The sequence below is a fragment of the Aliiroseovarius sp. M344 genome (assembly GCF_025140835.1).
Taxonomy (GTDB): domain Bacteria; phylum Pseudomonadota; class Alphaproteobacteria; order Rhodobacterales; family Rhodobacteraceae; genus Aliiroseovarius.
In genome coordinates this window covers 1,725,038-1,744,484 of the sequence record NZ_CP081153.1, presented here as the reverse complement: position 1 = coordinate 1,744,484, position 19,447 = coordinate 1,725,038, and the positions used below count along the sequence as shown (strand labels likewise).

22 protein-coding genes and 1 tRNA gene are annotated in these 19,447 nt (G+C 56.8%); 11 read left to right on the top strand and 12 right to left on the bottom strand.

Annotated features, from left to right (window positions below):
* The first annotated feature begins 28 nt into the window (after positions 1–28).
* From K3556_RS08530 to K3556_RS08510, 5 genes are all read left to right on the top strand, one after another.
* On the top strand, positions 29–571 hold the full coding sequence (locus K3556_RS08530; protein ID WP_260516381.1) for a TRAP transporter small permease: 543 nt from the start codon (positions 29–31) through the stop codon (positions 569–571).
* A complete protein-coding gene (locus K3556_RS08525) occupies positions 568–1,920 on the top strand; it encodes a TRAP transporter large permease (protein ID WP_260516380.1) in 1,353 nt (450 codons plus the stop codon). Before K3556_RS08530 ends, K3556_RS08525 begins: the two co-directional genes overlap by 4 nt.
* A 75-nt stretch (positions 1,921–1,995) precedes the next feature.
* Positions 1,996–2,081, top strand: a tRNA-Leu gene (locus K3556_RS08520).
* A 69-nt stretch (positions 2,082–2,150) separates the two neighbouring features.
* Positions 2,151–3,260, top strand: a complete 1,110-nt coding sequence (locus K3556_RS08515; protein WP_260516379.1) for a cystathionine gamma-lyase — start codon at positions 2,151–2,153, stop codon at positions 3,258–3,260.
* A 264-nt stretch (positions 3,261–3,524) separates the two neighbouring features.
* Positions 3,525–4,199, top strand: a complete 675-nt coding sequence (locus tag K3556_RS08510; RefSeq protein ID WP_260516378.1) for a Hint domain-containing protein — start codon at positions 3,525–3,527, stop codon at positions 4,197–4,199.
* Positions 4,200–4,226: 27 nt separating this feature from the next.
* On the opposite strand, the gene K3556_RS08505 is transcribed toward K3556_RS08510, so the two are convergent.
* From K3556_RS08505 to K3556_RS08465, 9 genes are all read right to left on the bottom strand, one after another.
* Positions 4,227–4,817 carry an NTP transferase domain-containing protein gene (locus K3556_RS08505; RefSeq protein ID WP_260516377.1) on the bottom strand — a complete coding sequence of 197 codons (591 nt, stop codon included), beginning with the start codon at positions 4,815–4,817 and terminating at the stop codon, positions 4,227–4,229.
* Between the two features lie 8 nt (positions 4,818–4,825).
* On the bottom strand, positions 4,826–6,181 hold the full coding sequence (locus tag K3556_RS08500) for a branched-chain amino acid ABC transporter permease (RefSeq protein WP_260516376.1): 1,356 nt from the start codon (positions 6,179–6,181) through the stop codon (positions 4,826–4,828).
* On the bottom strand, positions 6,178–7,188 hold the full coding sequence (locus K3556_RS08495) for a branched-chain amino acid ABC transporter permease (RefSeq protein WP_260516375.1): 1,011 nt from the start codon (positions 7,186–7,188) through the stop codon (positions 6,178–6,180). Before K3556_RS08495 ends, K3556_RS08500 begins: the two co-directional genes overlap by 4 nt.
* Positions 7,188–7,529 (bottom strand): hypothetical protein, encoded by a 342-nt coding sequence (locus K3556_RS08490; RefSeq protein ID WP_260516374.1) that lies wholly within the window; start codon positions 7,527–7,529, stop codon positions 7,188–7,190. The genes K3556_RS08495 and K3556_RS08490 overlap by 1 nt, the downstream gene beginning before the upstream one ends.
* A gap of 2 nt (positions 7,530–7,531) precedes the next feature.
* Positions 7,532–8,359, bottom strand: a complete 828-nt coding sequence (locus K3556_RS08485; protein ID WP_260516373.1) for an ABC transporter ATP-binding protein — start codon at positions 8,357–8,359, stop codon at positions 7,532–7,534.
* Positions 8,356–9,138: an ABC transporter ATP-binding protein gene (locus K3556_RS08480; protein ID WP_260516372.1), complete on the bottom strand. Its 783-nt coding sequence runs from the start codon at positions 9,136–9,138 to the stop codon at positions 8,356–8,358. Before K3556_RS08480 ends, K3556_RS08485 begins: the two co-directional genes overlap by 4 nt.
* Positions 9,139–9,230: 92 nt before the next feature.
* Positions 9,231–10,412 carry an ABC transporter substrate-binding protein gene (locus K3556_RS08475; RefSeq protein WP_260516371.1) on the bottom strand — a complete coding sequence of 394 codons (1,182 nt, stop codon included), beginning with the start codon at positions 10,410–10,412 and terminating at the stop codon, positions 9,231–9,233.
* 102 nt (positions 10,413–10,514) lie between these two features.
* On the bottom strand, positions 10,515–11,021 hold the full coding sequence (locus K3556_RS08470) for a GNAT family N-acetyltransferase (RefSeq protein ID WP_260516370.1): 507 nt from the start codon (positions 11,019–11,021) through the stop codon (positions 10,515–10,517).
* Positions 11,018–12,007 carry a GlxA family transcriptional regulator gene (locus tag K3556_RS08465; protein ID WP_260516369.1) on the bottom strand — a complete coding sequence of 330 codons (990 nt, stop codon included), beginning with the start codon at positions 12,005–12,007 and terminating at the stop codon, positions 11,018–11,020. The genes K3556_RS08470 and K3556_RS08465 overlap by 4 nt, the downstream gene beginning before the upstream one ends.
* Before the next feature lie 240 nt (positions 12,008–12,247).
* Between K3556_RS08465 and K3556_RS08460 the strand changes: the two genes are divergently transcribed.
* Positions 12,248–13,621, top strand: coding sequence for a class II 3-deoxy-7-phosphoheptulonate synthase (locus tag K3556_RS08460; RefSeq protein WP_260516368.1), 1,374 nt, complete (start codon positions 12,248–12,250; stop codon positions 13,619–13,621).
* Positions 13,622–13,718: 97 nt separating this feature from the next.
* Here the strand turns inward: K3556_RS08460 and K3556_RS08455 are convergent, their stop codons facing one another.
* Positions 13,719–14,591 (bottom strand): PAS domain-containing protein, encoded by an 873-nt coding sequence (locus tag K3556_RS08455; RefSeq protein ID WP_260516367.1) that lies wholly within the window; start codon positions 14,589–14,591, stop codon positions 13,719–13,721.
* A gap of 169 nt (positions 14,592–14,760) precedes the next feature.
* On the opposite strand from K3556_RS08455, the gene K3556_RS08450 reads away from it, so the two are divergent.
* From K3556_RS08450 to K3556_RS08435, 4 genes are all read left to right on the top strand, one after another.
* Positions 14,761–15,654, top strand: a complete 894-nt coding sequence (locus K3556_RS08450; protein ID WP_260516366.1) for a YicC/YloC family endoribonuclease — start codon at positions 14,761–14,763, stop codon at positions 15,652–15,654.
* A gap of 4 nt (positions 15,655–15,658) precedes the next feature.
* Entirely contained in the window at positions 15,659–16,315 is a 657-nt protein-coding gene (gene gmk / locus K3556_RS08445; protein WP_260516365.1) for a guanylate kinase, read from the top strand.
* Positions 16,312–16,836, top strand: coding sequence for a gamma carbonic anhydrase family protein (locus K3556_RS08440; RefSeq protein ID WP_260516364.1), 525 nt, complete (start codon positions 16,312–16,314; stop codon positions 16,834–16,836). The genes gmk and K3556_RS08440 overlap by 4 nt, the downstream gene beginning before the upstream one ends.
* Positions 16,837–16,952: 116 nt before the next feature.
* Positions 16,953–17,408, top strand: a complete 456-nt coding sequence (locus K3556_RS08435) for a phage tail protein (protein ID WP_260516363.1) — start codon at positions 16,953–16,955, stop codon at positions 17,406–17,408.
* A gap of 116 nt (positions 17,409–17,524) precedes the next feature.
* Here the strand turns inward: K3556_RS08435 and K3556_RS08430 are convergent, their stop codons facing one another.
* Complete coding sequence (locus K3556_RS08430; RefSeq protein WP_260516362.1) at positions 17,525–18,070, bottom strand: peroxiredoxin; 546 nt, start codon at positions 18,068–18,070, stop codon at positions 17,525–17,527.
* 241 nt (positions 18,071–18,311) lie between these two features.
* On the opposite strand from K3556_RS08430, the gene lipA reads away from it, so the two are divergent.
* Positions 18,312–19,262 (top strand): lipoyl synthase, encoded by a 951-nt coding sequence (gene lipA / locus K3556_RS08425; protein ID WP_260516361.1) that lies wholly within the window; start codon positions 18,312–18,314, stop codon positions 19,260–19,262.
* An 11-nt stretch (positions 19,263–19,273) separates the two neighbouring features.
* Here the strand turns inward: lipA and K3556_RS08420 are convergent, their stop codons facing one another.
* Positions 19,274–19,447: a hypothetical protein gene (locus K3556_RS08420; protein ID WP_260516360.1), complete on the bottom strand. Its 174-nt coding sequence runs from the start codon at positions 19,445–19,447 to the stop codon at positions 19,274–19,276.

Here is a 19,447-nt window from a genome sequence, read left to right as displayed (position 1 = left end):
ATCAGCACAGGTCCGTGTGGGCCGCATCATGGAATTTGCCAGTCGCTGGATGGCCTATTCCGGGGGCGCTATTTTGGTCGCAATCGCCCTGACCACCGTTGTTTCGATCATCGGCCGGACGTTTTCGGGTTTTGGTTTGAGCCCCGTAAAAGGTGACTACGAGATCGTCGAAATGGGCTGCGCCGTGGCGGTGTTTGCCTTTATGCCATGGTGTCAGCTGAAACGTGGACATGTGACAGTCGATATTTTCATTTCCAAACTGTCGGACCGGACGCAGGCGATCCTTGGCCTGATCGGTGACCTGTTCCTGACAGGTGCTGCTTTTATCATCCTCTGGCGGTTGTGGCTTGGGTTTGGCGAGAAATTCCCTTTCGGCTCGGACGCCGTACGCAGCATATTTGGCATGGGGTCGAAACCCTTCTTTGCCGAAAGCACCTATGAATTGGAAATTCCGTTGTGGATCCCGTTTGGGCTTTGCCTGATCGGTGCTGCCTTTTTCCTGATCGTTGCCGCTTACTCCGTCTGGCGGTCTTTCAACTGGGTGCTTGACGGTAAGGAGCAACGGGTATGACCGGGATCGAACTTGCAATTGTCGCCTTTGCGCTGATGCTGTTGGCAATCTTCCTGCGTCTGCCCATCGGGCTTGCGATGGGGCTGACAGGATTTTTCGGTATCTGGTACCTGATGGGGCATCCGTCGGTAACCCTTAGCCAACTTAAGTCTTTGTCTTATGATACCTTTTCCAGCTATTCGCTGTCGATCGTGCCGCTGTTTCTTCTGATGGGGCAGTTTGCCACCAAGTCCGGTATGTCCGGCGCGTTGTTTGAAGCGGCGAGCGACTGGTTGGGACATCGCAAGGGCGGCGTGGCCATGGCAGCTGTCGGGGCCTGTGCGGGCTTCGGCGCGGTTTGCGGATCATCGCTGGCGACCGCCTCGACAATGGGGCAGGTGGCCTTGCCCGAGATGCGCAAACGTGGCTATTCCGATGCGCTGTCGACTGGCGTTCTGGCGGCAGGCGGCACTCTGGGCATCCTGATCCCGCCTTCTGTTATTCTGGTGATCTATGCGATCCTGACCGAACAGAACATCGTGAAGATGTTTATTGCGGCCCTCGTGCCCGGTATTCTGGCCGCCTTGGGCTATATGCTGACCGTGGCGATCATGGTGCGCATCAACCCTGACAGCGCAACAACAGCCGACCGCGTGCCCTATAGTCACCGGTTCAAAACACTTCTGTCTATTTGGCCCGTGGTGGTCATTTTCGGCCTCGTCATGGGCGGGATTGCTGGTGATTGGAACTGGACAAAGACGGGCGTGCAAGCGCTGTTCACACCGACCGAAGGTGCGGCGGTGGGGGCTGTGGCAACCGGGCTTTATGGTGTCCTGACGGGTGGGCTGACGTGGAAGGGTTTTCTGGACAGTATCCTGTCGACCGCGCAATCAACTGCGATGATCTTTTTCATCGTGCTGGGCGCCCAGATTTTCAACTCGTTCCTTGCCTTTACCCAAGCCCCGCAAATGCTGGCCGAATGGGTGACATCGCAGGGCTATTCTCCGCTGGTTGTGCTGACGCTCATGCTGGTGGCCTATTTGATCTTCGGCTGCGTGATGGACAGCCTTTCGATGATCCTGCTGACCATTCCAATTTTCTATCCGATCATCGAGGTGCTCGACTTTGGCCTGACCCCAGAGGAAGCGGGGATCTGGTTCGGCATACTTGCCCTGATCGTGGTTGAGGTCGGGTTGATCACGCCACCCGTTGGCATGAACCTGTTCATCATCAACTCGATGGCGCGCGACATTCCGATGTCGGCAACCTATCGCGGGGTGGCTCCGTTTGTGTTGTCCGACCTGATCCGCGTTGTGGTTCTGGTGGCCTTTCCGGGCATCACGTTGTGGCTGGTCGGGGTCATGTTCTAGATCGTGAAAAATCACATCGGGCAGGGCAAAAACCTCGTTGACCTTGCCCCGGCGCTTGGGTAATCCCATCGCAGTGCCCAAGTGGCGGAATGGTAGACGCAGGGGATTCAAAATCCCCCGCCTTCACGGGCGTGAGAGTTCGAGTCTCTCCTTGGGCACCACTCCGATTTTAGATAGAACTGTCGTCATATGGCGCATCTTTGCGCGATGTGGCGCGGGGGCTGGACGGTATGGACAAACACGCTCAAAGAATTGCGGCTGATCTGTTGCACCTGCGCGGGCAGGCCCTGTCGAAGGGCGATCCGGTGGCCTTGCCGCTTGTTTCAAGTTCAATGTTTCACTTGCCAGGCGACCCTGACGGTGCGGCGGCATACGGGCGGGTCGACAACCCGACTTGGGAAGCGCTGGAGCACAGCTTGTCGGTGCTTGAGGATGCGCCTTGTGTTGCTTTTCCCTCAGGCATGGCCGCGATCTCGGCGGCCTTGTTTGCAACGTTGAAGGCCGGACAGACGCTGCTGATCCCATCCGACGGCTATTACGTCACCCGACTTTTGTCGGCCCGGTTCCTGTCGCAGCTTGGCATAAATATCATCGAAAGACCGACCCGCGCCTTTGCGGATGGTGGGTTTGGTGAAATTGACGTGGTGTTCATGGAAAGCCCATCCAACCCCGGCCTTGATCTGTGTGATATCTCAGCAATCGCGCAGGCCGTGCGCGGGCAGGGCGGGCGGACGATTGTGGACAACACCACGATGACACCGTTCGGCCAACGACCGCTGGACCTTGAGGCAGATGTCGTTGTTGCCTCGGACACCAAAGCGCCGGGTGGGCATTCAGATGTTTTGATGGGCCATGTGGCAACGCGTGACCCCGCGATCCGTGAGGCAGTTTTAGAGTGGCGCAAAGTGTCAGGGGCGATCCCCGCGCCCCATGCGGCATGGCTTCTGCATCGCGGCCTCGAAACCTTGGAGGTGCGGTTTGAGAGGATGTGCCAGACCGCAGAGGCGCTGGCGCAGGCGTTGGCCGATCATCCGACCATCAGTGCCATCCGGTATCCCGGCCTGCCGGGCGACCCGTCACATAATCTGGCCAAACAGCAGATGTCCGCCTTCGGGTTCCTGCTTGGCCTGACCCTTGCAGACAAGGACTCGGCAGAGCGGTTTATCTCGTCCTGCCGCTTGCTCAGACCTGCCACATCCTTCGGCGGTGTTCACAGCTCTGCCGAACGCCGTGCGCGGTGGGGGGATGACGTTGCGGATGGGTTTGTGCGCCTGTCTGTCGGGTGTGAGCCGACAACAGAGTTGCTGGATGACCTGCTGATGGCGCTAAACGATCTGTAGAGCCAGCGACCTCCGTTTTGTGGGCGCGAAGGGGGAGCTGAGAATCACGAAAGCGAAGTGATGCGTAACGCCTTCCACAAATGCCCAATCGGTCTTCCAAACCAGGAAAAAAGCGACAGCAATATGGCAGACACCCGCCCAAATTCTCGGAAAAATAGAAAATGCACGTATTTTCAAACCTTTCCTTCATAATTTGGGCACAAACTTGTATTAGAAAACGATTACCGGGGTGAGTGTTTCGGTTAGTTTTTAGGGGTTTTTCAGTTGAGCTTGCGTGACATCCGAGTACAGGAATCCATTCCGATCCATTGGACGGGGTGTTCGACAACTTCACCACAGCATGATCCAATGCGCGGACGGCATTCCCGCAATGGCATCACGTCTTCTGGGGTGTCAGCCAATACACGTATCGAAACGCTTCGCGGATCGGTTGCGGCCCGCGACTTGCAGATTGGGGACCAAGTAAAAGTTCTTAGCGGTGGTTTTTCCACACTTCGCTGGGTTGGAACTTCGCGCCCTCAAGACGACATCGGATTGCCGATGCGTCGTTACACAGCTGATGGAAACGAAAGCACCACGCTGCTGACAGGCGAGCATTTGGTCTTGGTTTCGGATCCTAAAATCGCACTCCTTTTCGGGGTGGACGAAGTGCTGTGTCCTGCAAAACATCTGGTAAAGGCGGGCTTTTTTGTACCGGATCCCAGCGTGAACCCGACTTTTGTTCATTTGCTGTTCGATACCTATGAACTTGTTCAGACTGGTGATGATTGGGTTGAAAGCCTGTGGCCTGATATGGACCAGATCAGGGCCGTAGAACCGGATACTGCGCAGGAAATCATGACGCTTCTGCCCAAGCTTTCCAGCCGTCAAGGGCTCGCATCCTATATTCAGACCCGCCCGATTTTGGACGAACGCGAAGCTGCGGTGCTTTTTGGCTAGGATCAGCGGTCTGAACGTCGCTGACGCCTAATGATCTTTCGACCATGCCTGCCAGTCGTCGGGTGTATCCACATCCCAAATTGCGTTCTTTTCCGGCAAGGGCACCAATTTTAGTGGCAAGTCTTTTAAGGCGTTTTGTGCGCCGCTATCGCCGATGAGCCGTGTTAACCGATCAAGATATTGCGCTGGGATAAGCACCGGGTGGCCGGGCACCCGGTCCGGTGTTGCCCCGCGCACAATGCGCCCGGGATCGAATGCGGCGCAGACTTGTTCCAGATCGTTGGCAGAAAGGGCTGGCATATCTGCCAGCATGATCAAGACACTATCAAGACCAGGTGGCAGTTGTGCCACGGCCTGAGACAAGCTGTGGCCCAGACCCTGAGCTGCGTTCGGGCAGATCAATGGTGTGGCATGTCCATTCTGAACGATACGCAACCTATCCGGCGTGTCGGGTGGCAAAGCCACGAAAACCCGGTATCCGTTGTGTGTTGCGGCTATTATCCGATCTTCTAGCAAAGTCTGGCCGTTTTGATCACACAGCAAGAGCTTGTCCTGCCCCATCCGCAGTGATCGACCTGCGGCCATGATAAGCACAGCAAGGGTTGGGGCAGGGTGCATGGCTGGCCTTATTTCTCGGGAATGAGGCCCCTTGGGCTAAAGCGCAGGACCAAAAGCAGGATGACCCCCATCGAGAACAGGCGCATGTGTGCCGCTGAATCCAGCAGGTGCGTTTTCAGCGCGGACCCGTCCGCCATTCCAGAAGTGACCAGCGACATGAACCAATAGCCAATCGGCTCGACCTGAATCCATAAGAACCAGATCAGGAACGCGCCCAGTACCGAGCCCAGATTGTTGCCGGACCCGCCAACGATCACCATCACCCAGATCAGGAACGTATACCGCAGCGGTTGGTAGGTGCCCGGCGTCAGCTGCCCATCGAGCGTCGTCATCATCGCCCCCGCCAGACCGCAAAGCGCCGAACCGAGCACAAAGATTTGCAGGTGTCGGCGGGTGACATCCTTGCCCATCGCCTGCGCGGCGACCTCGTTGTCGCGAATGGCCCGCATCATGCGGCCCCAAGGCGAATTGAGCGACAGCTGCGCCAAAATGATCAGCACGATCAGCACCACGGTGAACAGGGCCGAATAGGACAGCTTCACAGCGATGGTCGACGCGGTGGTAGTATCCACACCCCAGGCATCTGCTTTGGCCACGAAATCGGCGCTTTGCTGCAGGTCGATTTCATATGGCACCGGGCGGGGCAGGCCGATTACGTTTTTCACGCCGCGCGCCATCCAATCCTCGTTCTTGAGAACTGCCAGAATGATCTCGGCGATGCCAAGCGTGGCAATGGCCAGATAATCAGACCGAAGGCCAAGCGCCGTTTTTCCGACGATCCACGCAGCCCCAGCGGCCAGCAGCCCGCCAACCGGCCAGGCTAACAACGTCATATAGCCATGGGCGCGGTAATTGTCTGGCCCACCGGGGTTCAGGCCCCCCAGATAACCTGTTTGCGCCGGGTTCACCGCCTCGACGCCGATGACGCCCGCGTCAAAGACCCAGCGAAAGATGACAAATCCCAAAATCAGGGTCGCCAGCATGGTCAGACTGCGCGCAAGGCCCGGGGCCATTCGCTTGTTCTGCCACACGACCAGCATGATGGTACCGGCGCCAAGGATAAGCCCGGCAAGGATGTTCAGGCCGCCCGCACTCCATGTGCCGGGGGTGTGGGGCATTGCCACAAGCACGGTTGCCAGACCGCCCAGCGCCACGAAGCCCATGATGCCGACGTTGAACAGACCCGCGTAGCCCCATTGCAGGTTAACCCCCAGGGCCATGATGGCTGAGATCAGCGCCATGTTCAGGATGGTCAGCGATGCGTTCCAGCTGCCTGCGAAAATCCACCAATCGGTTGACCCTTGCAGGATGAACAGAAGCGCGACCAGCGCGAATAGCAGCGGCGTGCGAATGGACTGGCTCATACCGATTGCCCCTTGAAAAGACCCGTGGGTTTGAACAGCAAAACGACGATCAGAATGACGAAGCTAACCGCAAATTTATAGTCAGTGGACAAAAGCTGGACGAGGCCGGACGGCTCCAGACTTTCCGGCAGCACATAGGTCGCGACCTTTTTCCACGCATAAGTGACGGTCACTTCTGAAAAGGCGATGACGAAGCCGCCTGCAATTGCACCAAGTGGGTTGCCCAATCCACCAACAATGGCCGAAGCGAAGATCGGCAGAAGAAGCTGGAAATAGGTGAAAGGTTTGAAGCTTTTGTCCAACCCATACAAAACACCCGCGATGGTGATCAGACCTGCGACGATGATCCATGTGATCATGACGACCCGTTCGGGATTGATCCCGGACAGAAGGGCCAAATCCTCGTTGTCGGAAAAGGCGCGCATGGATTTTCCGGTGCGGGTTTTGTTGAGGAACCAGAACAAGACGGCCACAACGATGACCGCGGTCACAATGGTCAGCCCCTGGCTGGTTTTGAACGCAAGGCCTTCGTCCAGACCTGACCATTCTTTGAAGTCTCGGGCGTTGATAATGAAACGTGCGCCATCGTCGAAGCGTTGATCATCGGGGCCGATAATGAAGCGTACAATGCCGTTCATGATGAACATCACACCCATTGAGGCCATGACAAAAATGATCGGTTTGGCTTTGACCTGGCGATAGAACCGGTAGACCAACCGGTCGGTGGCAAGCAGCATCAACGCGGTCACGCCAATCCCGAAAGGCAGGGCCAAGAGTGCGGTGGGCAGGGGTTGGATCGATATGCCCATGGACTGAAACCACCATGTGATGAGGATCGTGACCATCGCCCCAAAGGCCATGCTGTCGCCATGTGCGAAGTTTGAGAACCTAAGGATGCCATAAATCAAGGTGACGCCCAGCGCGCCCAGCGCCAATTGGCTGCCATAAGCCATTGCCGGGATCAGGACGAAATTGGAAAGTGCCACGATGGCGTTCAGAAAATCCATCAGAACTCTCCCTCACAGGTGCCGATATAGGTGATCGACGTGGGTCCGTCGTTGGAATGGGCTGTGAAGCGCGCGGCGTTTGCGGTACGCGACAGCAGGTATTCAGCGCCTTCGCCGGTGGCAAATACTGTGGTCAGCGGCGCTTCGGACTTTACGCCGACGACGGTAAGGTCGCCAAAATCAGTGACCAGTTTCGCCTCGCCAAGCTGCGCGCTTAACGAAAAGCTTGTGTCTTGGCACGGCTCGGCCTCAAAACATTCGGTGGTAAACGTGCAATCCTGTGCGAAGACGGGCAGGGCGATCAGGCTGGCGAAAGCGGCGGATATTGCGAAACGATACATGCTCAGCCCCCCAAAAACGATTTGCGCACTTCGGGGTCTGCCAGAAGCTCTTTGCCTGTGCCGGTATGCGCGTTGGCCCCCTGCACCAGCACATAGCCTTTGTCTGCGATTTCAAGCGCTTGGCGGGCATTTTGTTCGACCATCAGGATCGAAATACCGGTGCGTGCGACCTCGATGATCCGGTCAAAAAGCTCGTCCATCACGATGGGGCTGACGCCCGCGGTCGGTTCGTCCAGCATCAACACTTTGGGTTTGGTCATAAGCGCGCGGCCGACGGCCACCTGTTGCCGCTGTCCGCCGGACAATTCGCCCGCCGCCTGGTTGCGTTTGTCATGCAAGATCGGAAATAATTCAAAGACTTGCGCCATCGTTTCCGAAATATCGTCTTCACGGATAAACGCGCCCATCTCAAGGTTTTCGCGCACCGTCATCGAGGTGAAGATGTTTTGGTTTTGCGGCACGAACCCCATACCCTTGCGGACCCGCGCTTGTGGGCTGAGGTCGGTGATGTCCTCACCATCCAGCCGGACCGAGCCCTGTCGCAGGTTCAGCATTCCGAACATGGCTTTCATACCCGTCGATTTGCCCGCGCCATTTGGGCCGACGATCACTGCGATCTCGCCTTTGCCGACCGCGATCGTACAGTCATGCAGGATGTCGGGGCCGCTCTTGCCATACCCACCTGTCATGCTATCGCCGATCAGAAACGCATCGCCGGTGTGCATCTGGTGGGCGGTGCCGGTGGCCGGGATTAATGTACCCTGACCTTTTGGATTGACGATCGAGGCATCCTTGTTGCCGCGCACGTCCTGATAGGGGTTCTGGCTCATGCGCCCACCATCTCTTTGTTTTTCAGGCCGGTGCCCAGATAAGCCTCGATCACCTGTTCGTTGGCTTTGATCTCGGCCAGCGTGCCTTCGGCAAGCACTTTGCCTTCCGCCATACAAATCACGGGATCGCAGAGCCGTTCGATGAAATCCATATCGTGTTCGATCACGACAAATGTATAGCCGCGCTCTTCGTTCAGGCGTTTGATGGCGTCGGCGATTGTATAAAGCAACGTGCGGTTCACACCGGCGCCAACCTCGTCCAGAAACACAATCTTGGCGTCAACCATCATGGTGCGACCAAGCTCCAGAAGCTTTTTCTGACCGCCCGAGATTTCGCCCGCCCGCAGGTCCGCGATGTGGGAAATCGTCAGGAATTCAAGGACTTCATCTGCCTTGGCGCGCAGGGCGCGTTCTTGATCCGCGATGCGTTTGCGCCCAAACCACGTGTCCCACAGGTTCTCGCCCGTTTGACCGCCGGGCACCATCATCAGGTTCTCGCGGCAGGTCATCGACCCAAACTCATGGGCAATCTGAAAGGTGCGAAGCAAACCTTTGTGAAACAGTTCATGTGGAGGCAGGCCCGTGATGTCTTCGCCCGCCATCGTGATACGGCCTGATGTCGGCTGTAACACCCCAGCAATCACGTTGAACAAGGTCGTCTTGCCCGCGCCGTTGGGGCCGATCAATCCGGTGATCGAGCGTTCCTCGATCCGCATTGTCGCGCCATCCACAGCATGAAAGCCGCCGAAATGCTTGTGAACGTCTTCAATGACGATCATATTTGCCCCCTCCCGCAACCTTAAGTTGGCTGCATAACTTACGGAAACAGCCCGGAAAAATCCGGGCTGCTCCTCAATTTGTCAGGCGTTGATCAGCGGTATTGAACCGTCATCATCTTGCCGTCTTCGATCTTGATCTGGCGGTAAGACCCAGCGGCTTCGCCACCGTTCACGAACTCCACAGCTGTCGCGCCGACATAGTCGATGTCGCCACCATCCGCGAGGATTTGCAGACCTTTGGCCAGCTCACCCGGGAAGATTTGCTCGCCGGGAGCATTGGCAACCATCTCGACTTTCGAGGCATAATCGCTTGGTTCAGCCGAACCAGCAGCCTGCATCGCCAGCATCAGAAGGGCAGCGGCGTCATAGCTTTCACCGGTATAGGGTGAAGTTACGTCGAACTTGTCGCCAACCATCTCGGCAAAAGTTGCAGCGCCTTCGCTGTCGGTTCCGGGAACCTGACCGGACGATCCGTCAATCTCGCTGCCGAAGTTGGCTTCGAGGTTCGAACCGATCATGCCGTCAGGGAAGTGGAAGGTGTCAAACGCGCCGGTATCCAGAGCGCCGCGCACGATGCCGGCACCGCCTTGGTCAACATAACCCGCAACAACCAGCACGTCGCCGCCGGCGGAAGCCAGTGCGCCAACCTCTGCGGTGTAGTCCGCTTTGCCGTCTTCGTGGGCTGCAACGATGGTCACGGTGCCGCCAGCAGCTTCAAACGCCGCTTTGAACGCGTCGGCCATGCCTTTGCCATAGTCGTTGTTGGTATAGGTCACAGCAACCGACTCGGTGCCGTTTTCACGCAGGATTTGCGCCATGATGTCTGACTGGCGGGCATCTGACGGCGCGGTGCGGAAGAACAGGCCGTTATCTTCGGCAGTCGACAGGCCCGGAGAGGTCGCCGAGGGGGAGATCATGACGATACCGTTGGGCAGCGCAACATTGGCCAGAACCGCACCCGTCACGCCCGAGCAATCTGGACCCATCAGGCCTTTGACGCCGTCGCCGGTGATCAGTTTCTCGGCTGCAGCCGTGGCCGCCGCGCTGTCTACACAGGTCGAATCAGCACGAATGCTTTCCACGGTCATGCCGCCCAGCAACAAACCCGAGGCCGAAACCTCTTCCATCGCCAGCTCGGCACCACCCGCCATATGCGGTGTCAGGCTTTCAATCGGACCGGTATAGCCCAGAATAGTGCCAATTTTGATGCTATCTGCATAAGCCGCGCTGCCTACGAGTGCTGTGGCCGCAGTTGCCATAAGAAGTTTTTTCATTTTTTGTTCTCCCAATTGGAAATTTCTGCAGCGGAGCCTAGGCAAGCCTTGTGGAAAAGAAAAGCGAGAAGCTGCGTTAACCACCAAAAAGCGCGCGGAAAATCACCGAGAATGCGCAGGCCGGGGCAAGGCATAGAAGTCGCTGTCGCACCATTCGCCATAGACGTGTAGGGTTCGGCTGTCTGAATGGGTTAGCGCAAAGCCCAGATGGGTGAGCAATCTGATCGAGGCTTGATTGCGAGGATCAATCTCGGCCGTGATCTGGGCCAGTTCGGGATGGGTGCGCCAGGCTGCAGCGATGATCTCAAGCAGTGCTTCGCGCGCCAGGCCCTGCCCCCAGTGGTCGGGGTGCAGAATATATCCGATCTCAGCCATCCGCCACAGCCCGGCTTTGCCAACGACAGTACCGTCCCTTTGGATCACCAGCTCAAGACCGGTCTGGTCAAAGGACTCCATCATACCGTCAAGCGTTGCTTGCGTCTGGGCGATGGTCTCGTGCGTTTCGTGGCTCCAATACCGCATTGCGGCTGGGTGCGCGAACACTGCGTGTAGGTCTGCCAAATCACCGGGTTCAGCTGGCCTCAACCGCAAGCGCTCGGTCGTGATCATACTTCGGATTTGCCTGCATGGCTGCCACGCTCGCGATATGGCGTGGTATCATAATGCGACCGATAGCATTTTGAAAAATGCGATGGGCTGGAAAAACCGCAGGCCAGCGCCACGTTGATCACGCTCATATCGGTCTGCATCAGCAGGTTGCGCGCTTTTTGCAGACGCAGTTCCATGTAATACCGTTTGGGCGACCTGTTCAGATAGCGCCGGAACAGCCGTTCCAGCTGCCGTGTGGACATCCCGACATCAGAGGCAAGGATAGACGGCGAAATCGGTTCTTCGATATTGGCCTCCATCTTCTGGATCACGTCGCTAAGCTTTGGATGGCGCACGCCAATTCGGGTTGGTACAGACAGGCGCTGTGTGTCGCGGTCGGTTCTGATTGAAGTGTATATCTGCTGATCGGCGACGATGTTTGCGACGTCCTCGCCATGATCGTCTGCGATGAGTTTCAGCATCAGGTCGATCGACGATGTTCCACCCGCAGCCGTCATGATGTTACCGTCAATAACGAAAATGCGCTTGGTCAGTTCCACCTCGTCAAAAGCCTCGGAAAAGCTGTCATGATTTTCCCAGTGGATGGTGGCCCGTTTGTCATTTAACAGCCCGGCTTTGGCAATGACATGTGCAGCCGTGCACAGCCCCGCCACCTGCACGCCGCGCCGCGCTTCGCGCCTGAGCCAGTTCAACAGTTTCTGTGAACAATGGGTCTGAACGTCGACGCCTGAGCAGATAATAACGGTATCGTCGCGCCGCAGTTCGCCTAAGTCGCCGTCCAGCTTGAAGGATGGTCCGGCAGAGGAGGTAGCTGTCTGGCCACCTTCGCCCATTATGGTCCAGTCATACAGTCGGCGCCCCGTCGCCCGGTTGGCAATGCGTAATGCGTCAACGGCTCCTGCGAAGCTGAGCAGCGTAAACCCTTCGACCAGAACAAAAACGAAGCGGCGAGGCGCTGCGTTAGTCGTTTTTGATTGTTCTGTCATCCGAGTCACCTCATCCGGGCGGTGTATCATTGTGGTTGTCGGCGACCACAGCAGGTTTGTGTGGCGGCGACAAGGGCGAAACGGTTATCCGTTTTACCAATAGTTTCAGGACCGACACTTTTGGATTGTAACCCGCCAAAGAGCAGTCACATAACTGTATTTGCACGTTAGCGCTGACCGCGCTAGAAGGAAGGCCCCAAACCCGCACCTGCGGGACATTATGATTGACGGAGCAAAGACATGACGGATTGGGACAAGTCGACCTGGCGCAAAAAGCCTCGGGTGCAGATGCCTGACTACACCGATGCAGCCAAGCTGGCTGAGGTCGAGGCACAGCTTGCAAAGTATCCCCCGCTGGTCTTTGCCGGAGAAGCGATGCGCCTGAGGACTCTGCTTGGGCGCGCCTCACGCGGCGAGGCCTTTTTGTTGCAGGGTGGCGATTGCGCGGAAAGTTTCTCGGATTTTTCGGCTGACGGTATTCGCGACACGTTCAAAGTGATGCTGCAGATGGCGATGGTGCTGACCTTCGGTGCGAAAGTGCCGGTGATCAAAGTTGGCCGCATGGCGGGTCAATTTGCCAAACCGCGCTCGGCGCCGACAGAGACCGTAGGCGGGGTAGAGCTGCCCAGCTACCGCGGCGACATCATCAATGAGCTTGATTTCACCGAAGCCTCGCGCATCCCGGACCCGCAAAAGATGTTGCAGGCCTATACACAGGCGGCCGCGACGCTGAACCTGTTGCGCGCATTTTCAACAGGTGGTCTGGCCGATGTACACAAGGTGCACAGCTGGACCCTTGGGTTCACCGAATCCGACGAGGCCGAGAAGTACCGCGAAATGGCTGAACGTATTCAGGACACGCTTGACTTCATGCGCGCTGCTGGGGTGGACAGTGACCGGGCACACACGCTGCAAACGGTGGATTTTTACACGTCGCATGAAGGTTTGCTGCTGGAATACGAAGAGGCTTTGACCCGTCTTGATTCGACCACGGGTAAAACCGTTGCCGGTTCTGGCCATATGCTCTGGATTGGCGACCGTACCCGTCAGCCCGACGGTGCGCATGTCGAATTCTGTCGAGGTGTCGTGAACCCGATTGGTCTCAAATGTGGTCCAACGACCACTGCGGAAGACCTGAAGGTTCTGATGAACAAACTGAACCCGAACAATGACGCGGGCCGTCTGACCCTGATTGCCCGCTTTGGCGCTGGTAAAGTTGCCGAACATCTGCCGCGTCTTATTCAGGCAGTCAAAGAAGAAGGCGCGAATGTTGTTTGGTCTTGTGATCCGATGCACGGCAACACGATCAAGTCGGCCACAGGCTATAAAACACGTCCATTTGACGCGGTGCTGAAAGAAGTTCAGGAGTTCTTTGGCGTTCACAAATCGGAAGGCACGATCCCCGGTGGTGTGCATTTCGAGATGACCGGTGCCGATGTGACCGAATGCACCGGCGGTGTGCGGGCTGTCACCGACGAGGATCTGTCTGATCGCTATCATACAGCCTGCGATCCGCGCCTGAATGCCAGCCAATCGCTGGAACTGGCCTTTTTGGTGGCCGAGGAACTTTCCTCGATGCGCAGCGACGATGCAGCGGCAGCCAAAGCCAGCTGATCACACAGACGTTAGTCGATAACAGAAAACCCCGGCCAATGAAGCCGGGGTTTTTTGTTATCTGTCCTGTGTGGTGAGGTTTGCCGCCAAGTACACTTCAATCCTGCGGCACAAGCCTCAGGTGACCGCTGCGTCGGTTGGGTGAGTTGACGCGCATTGGCTCTGGCGTGCCATGAAAGCTTGCCGCCAATTCGGCCATGCCGGGCACGGGAATGCCGCTTGGGCCAGACGGGCTCATGATATGCCCTTCGGACTTTCTGTTTTGCGTTGCGGAAGAGGGGCGGATATCAACGCGGGTCACGCGCGTATCGGCATCATCAGCCGCGCGGGCAGGTGCACCGCGCATATCCCAGTACCCCGGCCGCTTCATGTCCCGTTCCTGCCGACGTTCGGCTTCACGGGTGATCTGCGCTGCGGTTTGGTCGACGGTCAACGGACGAACTTCAAGATGACTTACGTCAAACCGTTGCGGTCCGCGGGCCAATTTGCCGTCGACCTGAAGCGCGCCCAACATCCGTGTCACGCGGCCTTCAGTATCTTTCAGCGGAAGCAAAAGCATCTGTGCATCCAGATGTTTTTGGAACATACCAGCCTCACTGCGCAGGGTCAGGCTGACCTCTGCGGGCATTTCAAATGCGCTCTCCAGTGCTTCCTGCACTTCATTGCGGGCTTGCGGTGTAAAAAATGCACTGATTGGCATACCGCGCACTTCCATCGATAGGATGTCGCTGACATGCTGGCCAGCCAGTCGAATACGCGCGTGGCCCGGAGCGATACGTTCCAGTATGAAAGCAAATGCCAGGTTTTCGCCGATACCGCGGGGATCAACATCGCTGCGGGTTGGCATCAATCGACCGTTCCGCACCCCGTGCCAATAGGCTTCAATCTGCGCGATGGCAGGAAATTTCCGGTCGCGCCGGGCAGAGGCCAGAGCGACAACATTTCCATCTTTTAGATACTCAATTTTCATTTTCGCGTCCCAGACTTTGAAACGATTTTAATAAATTAGGATGTAACCAGCGAGCTTGTTCAAATTGTGACCGTTTGTTAACGATAAGTAAGTTATTCCTTAGTGATTTCTTAATATGTCACATTCCTTACGAAATTGGCATAAAAACTTAGCAAATGGTTAATTCTACATGCCACATTCCATGACAGGCTTTGCCAGCGCATCGACAGAAGAAGCCGGATACAGCTGGTCTTGGGACCTGCGATCGGTCAATGCGCGCGGATTAGACATCAAGATTCGAGTGCCGGACTGGCTGGATGGGTTAGAGGACGCGCTTCGCAAAGCCCTGAAGGCATCGGTGGCGCGTGGCAATGTTACTGTCAGCCTTAAAATCGCCCGGCGCGAAGACGTGGGACTGATGTCCATCAACCCCGACGGGCTGGCGACGGCGCTTGGCCAATTGGCTGCGATTTCTGCAGAAGCTGAAGCCCGTGGTTTGCGGGTCGCAGCGGTGCAACCCACTGATATTGCAAGCATGCGTGGCGTGTTGGAGCAACGTGTGATGTCGGAAGAGGACACGGCCCCACTGTTGGCGGCTCTGATGGATCAGGTGCAGCCTTTGGTCGATCAATTCCAATCCTCTCGCGCCCATGAAGGTGCCGCGTTGGCTGGGATTCTGTCACAACAGATTGACGAGTTGTCGCGGCTGGTCACGGCCGCTGATGCTTTGGCGGACGCGCGGCAGGATGCTCAGATCAACGGCCTGCAAAATGCCCTGTCGCGGGTGATGGACAACACCGACGGCGCGGACCCGGACCGGGTTGCGCAAGAACTTGCCATGATTGCCGTGAAAACCGATGTGCGCGAAGAAATCGACCGGTTGAAGGCTCATATCGAGGCTGCGAAACAACATCTGACCTCGGACCAGCCCGTAGGTCGTAAGTTGGATTTCCTGATGCAAGAGTTCAATCGCGAGGCCAACACCTTGTGTTCCAAGGCACAATTCAAAGAACTGACTGCCATTGGGCTTGACCTGAAGCACGTCATCGATCAGATGCGCGAACAGGTTCAGAACGTGGAGTAATGACATGAGCGCCCCGGACAATCAGCGACGCGGACTTCTTATCATCCTGTCATCGCCCTCGGGGGCCGGCAAGTCGACGCTGGCGCGGCGGCTCATGGACTGGGATCCAACGCTGAGTTTCTCGGTGTCCGCCACCACCCGCGCCCCGCGTGATGGCGAAGTTGACGGACAACATTACCATTTTGTCGACGAGTCCAAGTTCAAGGACATGGTCATTCAGGGCGAGATGCTGGAGCACGCCCATGTTTTCGGCAATTTCTATGGCTCACCGTCGGAACCCGTGCGCAAGGCGATTGAAACCGGTCGGGACGTTCTGTTTGACGTGGATTGGCAAGGCGAAGTGCAGATCCGTAATTCCTCGCTCGCGTCGCATTCTCTGTCGATCTTCATCCTGCCGCCGTCCATCAAAGAATTGCGTGCGCGTCTTGAGGGCCGAGGACAGGACGACGCCGACACGATTGCCAAACGGATGCAGAAAAGCTGGGACGAAATCAGTCATTGGGGCAGCTACGATTATGTTCTGATCAATGATGATCTGGAGGAAACAGCGAACCGGCTGATCACGATCGTTGAGGCCACCCGTCAACGGCGCAATCAGCAACCGGGATTGTTGAACCATGTCCGCAAGTTGCAGGCTGAATTTGAAGAGGGCCGGGAATGATCTATGAGTTGGACGGGGTAAGCCCTGACATTGGCGATGATGTGTTTGTTGCACCAGATGCGAATGTCATAGGACGCGTGCGGATTGGGGCGAAGGCGTCGGTCTGGTTTGGCTGTACGATCCGCGGTGACAACGAGCTGATCGATATAAGAGCGGGTACGAATGTTCAGGAGAACAGCGTGCTTCACACTGATCTGGGCTTTCCGCTGACGATTGGCGAAAACGTAACAGTTGGCCACAAGGCCATGCTGCATGGCTGTACTGTGGGCGATGGCAGTCTGATAGGTATGGGGGCGACCGTCTTAAACGGTGCCAAGATCGGGAAGAACTGCCTGATCGGGGCGGGGGCGCTGGTGACGGAAGGCAAGGTGATCCCCGACGGCTCGATGGTGCTGGGCGCGCCGGGCAAAGTGGTGCGGGAGCTGGACGCAGCGACGATCAAGGGGCTTTATGCATCTGCCGTGCATTATCAGCAGAATGCGGCGCGGTTTTTGACCGGGTTGAAGGTGACTGCGGGTTAGCAACGATACTTGCAACCTCGTCGCGGCATCCCATAATCAAACCCAGTTTTCGGGCCGGGTCCTCATTAGTGAGGTCGGTTTTGGGTCTCAGAGAACGACGAGGGAACTCAATACCCATGGCAGACTTACCCAACCCCACCGCATTTAGCTTCTTGGTGTCGTTTGCGAGCGAGGATGCGAAGTTTGCCGAATTGGCATTTCAAGAAGTGTCCGGATTGGACAGCGGACAAATGGCGGAATCGCAACCTGGAGGCGGTGAAAACCGGTTTGTCCACCATCTGCCAAAACAAGCAATAAAACCGAATCTGAAGTTTAAGCGCGCGCAGACTGGCAAAAACGGCGCTATGGTCAATTGGTGTCGGTCCAGTATCGAAGGAAACCTCGCCCTGCAGATCGAGGCCAAGGACTTGACCATCAGTCTTCTGGATGCAGAAGGCACCCTCGTTGCACGCTGGTTGGCCAAGAGAGCATTTCCAATCAAATGGAATCTTGGCGCATTCGACGCCATGAAAAATGAGCTTGTTATTGAGACCGTAGAATTCGGCTATGACCAGATCGCACGGGAGATCTGAAGTTTGCGACGCCTTCTCTGGGGCGTGTGAGGCATAAATTACGGACAGCGTTGATATGATCAGAAAAAAAGGCCGCTAAAACCAGCGGCCCTTTCTATTGGTTGCGTGGAAATGTCTTAAGCGACTTTTTCAGCCGCTTCTTTCAGCCACGCCATAACGGTCTCGGGCGCGCTTTCGCCGTACGGGTCTTCGCCGTGGTTGTCTTCACGGCCCGGCTCTTCGAACCACGCTTCAACGACGCCATCATTGATGACAGCGGCATAACGCCAGCTGCGTGCACCGAAGCCTAGGTTGTCTTTGTCGACCAGCATACCCATCAGGCGGGTGAACGCGCCCGATCCATCGGGGATCACTTTGACGTTTTCCAGCTCTTGGTTGCGAGCCCATGCGTTCATGACGAAGCTGTCATTGACCGACATGCAGTAAATCTCGTCGATGCCTTCTGCGCGGAACTCGGCGGCACCGTTCTCAAACCCGGGCAGTTGATAGGTCGAGCAGGTCGGGGTAAACGCGCCCGGAAGCGAGAACAAAACCACACGCTTGCCTTTGAAATAATCGTCGGATGTCATGTCCTGCCAACGGAACGGGTTGGGGCCTTCGATGCTGTCGTCACGGACACGGGTGTGGAAGGTGATTTTGGGAATGCGCACGCCTGTTTGCATGAAAAAAATCCTTTGTTTTCAGTCGCACGGGGAATCGTGCGGCCAGATCGGCCACCGTGTTAGAACGATTCCAATTTGGCCTCAACGGCGTTTTTGCAGTTGCAGCAATTCGGCGCATCACGCCGCTACCCTAACGTCAACCTATGCGTCAGGCTCATAACAGCCTTTCGGCTTTCAAGGTGACTTGCTTTCTGGATGTCGCTATATGTCGGTGAACCGATTTTGGCGCGGAGGAATTGCCATGCGTGATCTGAAAATCCCGGAAAGCCGCCATCCTGAAAAGGCGCATCGCCCGGACAATGCCCAGCCGAAGAAACCCAGCTGGATCCGTGTGAAAGCGCCCGGCGGGAAGGGCTATGCCGAAACGCACAGGATCATGCGCGAGCACAACCTTTCAACCGTGTGCGAAGAGGCCGCGTGCCCCAATGCCGGCGAATGCTGGAGCCAGGGCCACGCCACCATGATGATCATGGGCGAGATTTGTACGCGCGGCTGCACCTTTTGTAACGTTGCCACAGGTCGTCCGGACGATCTGGATGCGTTCGAACCGGGTCGCGTCGCCCATGCGGTCAAAAAGCTGGGCCTGAACCATGTCGTGATCACCTCTGTCGACCGGGACGACCTGAAGGACGGTGGGGCGGATCATTTTGCCCAGACCATTCGCGCCATTCGCCATCAAGCGCCCGATACAACCATTGAAATCCTGACGCCGGATTTCCTGAAATGCGATGCAAGCGTTCTTGAAACGGTGGTTGAGGCGCGTCCTGACGTGTTCAATCACAACCTTGAAACTGTCCCCGGCCTGTATCCTCAGGTGCGTCCGGGTGCGCGGTATTTCCATTCGCTGCGTCTGTTACAGCGGGTGAAAGAGATGGACCCGTCGATGTTCACCAAATCGGGCATCATGGTCGGGTTGGGCGAAGATCGTCAGGGCGTTTTGCAGGTCATGGATGACATGCGTGCCGCCGACATCGACTTTCTGACCATCGGCCAATACTTGCAGCCCACGCCGAAACACCATGCGGTGGAACGGTTCGTGCACCCCGATGAGTTCAAGGATTATGAAACCGCAGCTTACGGCAAAGGGTTCCTGATGGTGTCATCAACCCCGTTGACGCGGTCGTCCTATCACGCTGGCGATGATTTCGCCCGGCTAAGGACGGCACGTGAAGAACAGCTTGCAAGGGTTTGATCAGAAAAGGGTTAAGGTCTGAAGCGTAGGCGTTCGATCTGCATCCATTCCGGCATGCCGAACAGTTTTTCGATCGCCACCAGCACCAGGCAGATCGCGACCACCGCAAATACCAGTTTCACCCGTTTGGCTGAGGGCGGGTTACGCGCCCATTTTGCCGCGCGGAAGAGCCATCTTTGGTCCAT

Bases quoted from the DNA above. Each gene is read 5' to 3' on its own strand.
- K3556_RS08530 (WP_260516381.1), top strand. From the start codon at position 29: ATGGAATTTGCCAGTCGCTGGATGGCCTATTCCGGGGGCGCTATTTTG.
- K3556_RS08460 (WP_260516368.1), top strand. From the start codon at position 12,248: ATGACGGATTGGGACAAGTCGACCTGGCGCAAAAAGCCTCGGGTGCAG.
- K3556_RS08435 (WP_260516363.1), top strand. From the start codon at position 16,953: ATGGCAGACTTACCCAACCCCACCGCATTTAGCTTCTTGGTGTCGTTT.
- K3556_RS08480 (WP_260516372.1), bottom strand. From the start codon at position 9,138: ATGATCGTCATTGAAGACGTTCACAAGCATTTCGGCGGCTTTCATGCT.
- K3556_RS08525 (WP_260516380.1), top strand. From the start codon at position 568: ATGACCGGGATCGAACTTGCAATTGTCGCCTTTGCGCTGATGCTGTTG.
- K3556_RS08455 (WP_260516367.1), bottom strand. From the start codon at position 14,591: ATGAAAATTGAGTATCTAAAAGATGGAAATGTTGTCGCTCTGGCCTCT.
- K3556_RS08490 (WP_260516374.1), bottom strand. From the start codon at position 7,529: ATGTATCGTTTCGCAATATCCGCCGCTTTCGCCAGCCTGATCGCCCTG.
- K3556_RS08470 (WP_260516370.1), bottom strand. From the start codon at position 11,021: ATGATCACGACCGAGCGCTTGCGGTTGAGGCCAGCTGAACCCGGTGAT.
- K3556_RS08430 (WP_260516362.1), bottom strand. From the start codon at position 18,070: ATGCAAACAGGCGTGCGCATTCCCAAAATCACCTTCCACACCCGTGTC.
- K3556_RS08420 (WP_260516360.1), bottom strand. From the start codon at position 19,447: ATGGACCAAAGATGGCTCTTCCGCGCGGCAAAATGGGCGCGTAACCCG.
- K3556_RS08475 (WP_260516371.1), bottom strand. From the start codon at position 10,412: ATGAAAAAACTTCTTATGGCAACTGCGGCCACAGCACTCGTAGGCAGC.
- K3556_RS08500 (WP_260516376.1), bottom strand. From the start codon at position 6,181: ATGAGCCAGTCCATTCGCACGCCGCTGCTATTCGCGCTGGTCGCGCTT.
- K3556_RS08505 (WP_260516377.1), bottom strand. From the start codon at position 4,817: ATGCACCCTGCCCCAACCCTTGCTGTGCTTATCATGGCCGCAGGTCGA.
- K3556_RS08440 (WP_260516364.1), top strand. From the start codon at position 16,312: ATGATCTATGAGTTGGACGGGGTAAGCCCTGACATTGGCGATGATGTG.
- K3556_RS08515 (WP_260516379.1), top strand. From the start codon at position 2,151: ATGGACAAACACGCTCAAAGAATTGCGGCTGATCTGTTGCACCTGCGC.
- K3556_RS08495 (WP_260516375.1), bottom strand. From the start codon at position 7,188: ATGGATTTTCTGAACGCCATCGTGGCACTTTCCAATTTCGTCCTGATC.
- K3556_RS08485 (WP_260516373.1), bottom strand. From the start codon at position 8,359: ATGAGCCAGAACCCCTATCAGGACGTGCGCGGCAACAAGGATGCCTCG.
- K3556_RS08450 (WP_260516366.1), top strand. From the start codon at position 14,761: ATGCCACATTCCATGACAGGCTTTGCCAGCGCATCGACAGAAGAAGCC.
- lipA (WP_260516361.1), top strand. From the start codon at position 18,312: ATGCGTGATCTGAAAATCCCGGAAAGCCGCCATCCTGAAAAGGCGCAT.
- gmk (WP_260516365.1), top strand. From the start codon at position 15,659: ATGAGCGCCCCGGACAATCAGCGACGCGGACTTCTTATCATCCTGTCA.
- K3556_RS08465 (WP_260516369.1), bottom strand. From the start codon at position 12,007: ATGACAGAACAATCAAAAACGACTAACGCAGCGCCTCGCCGCTTCGTT.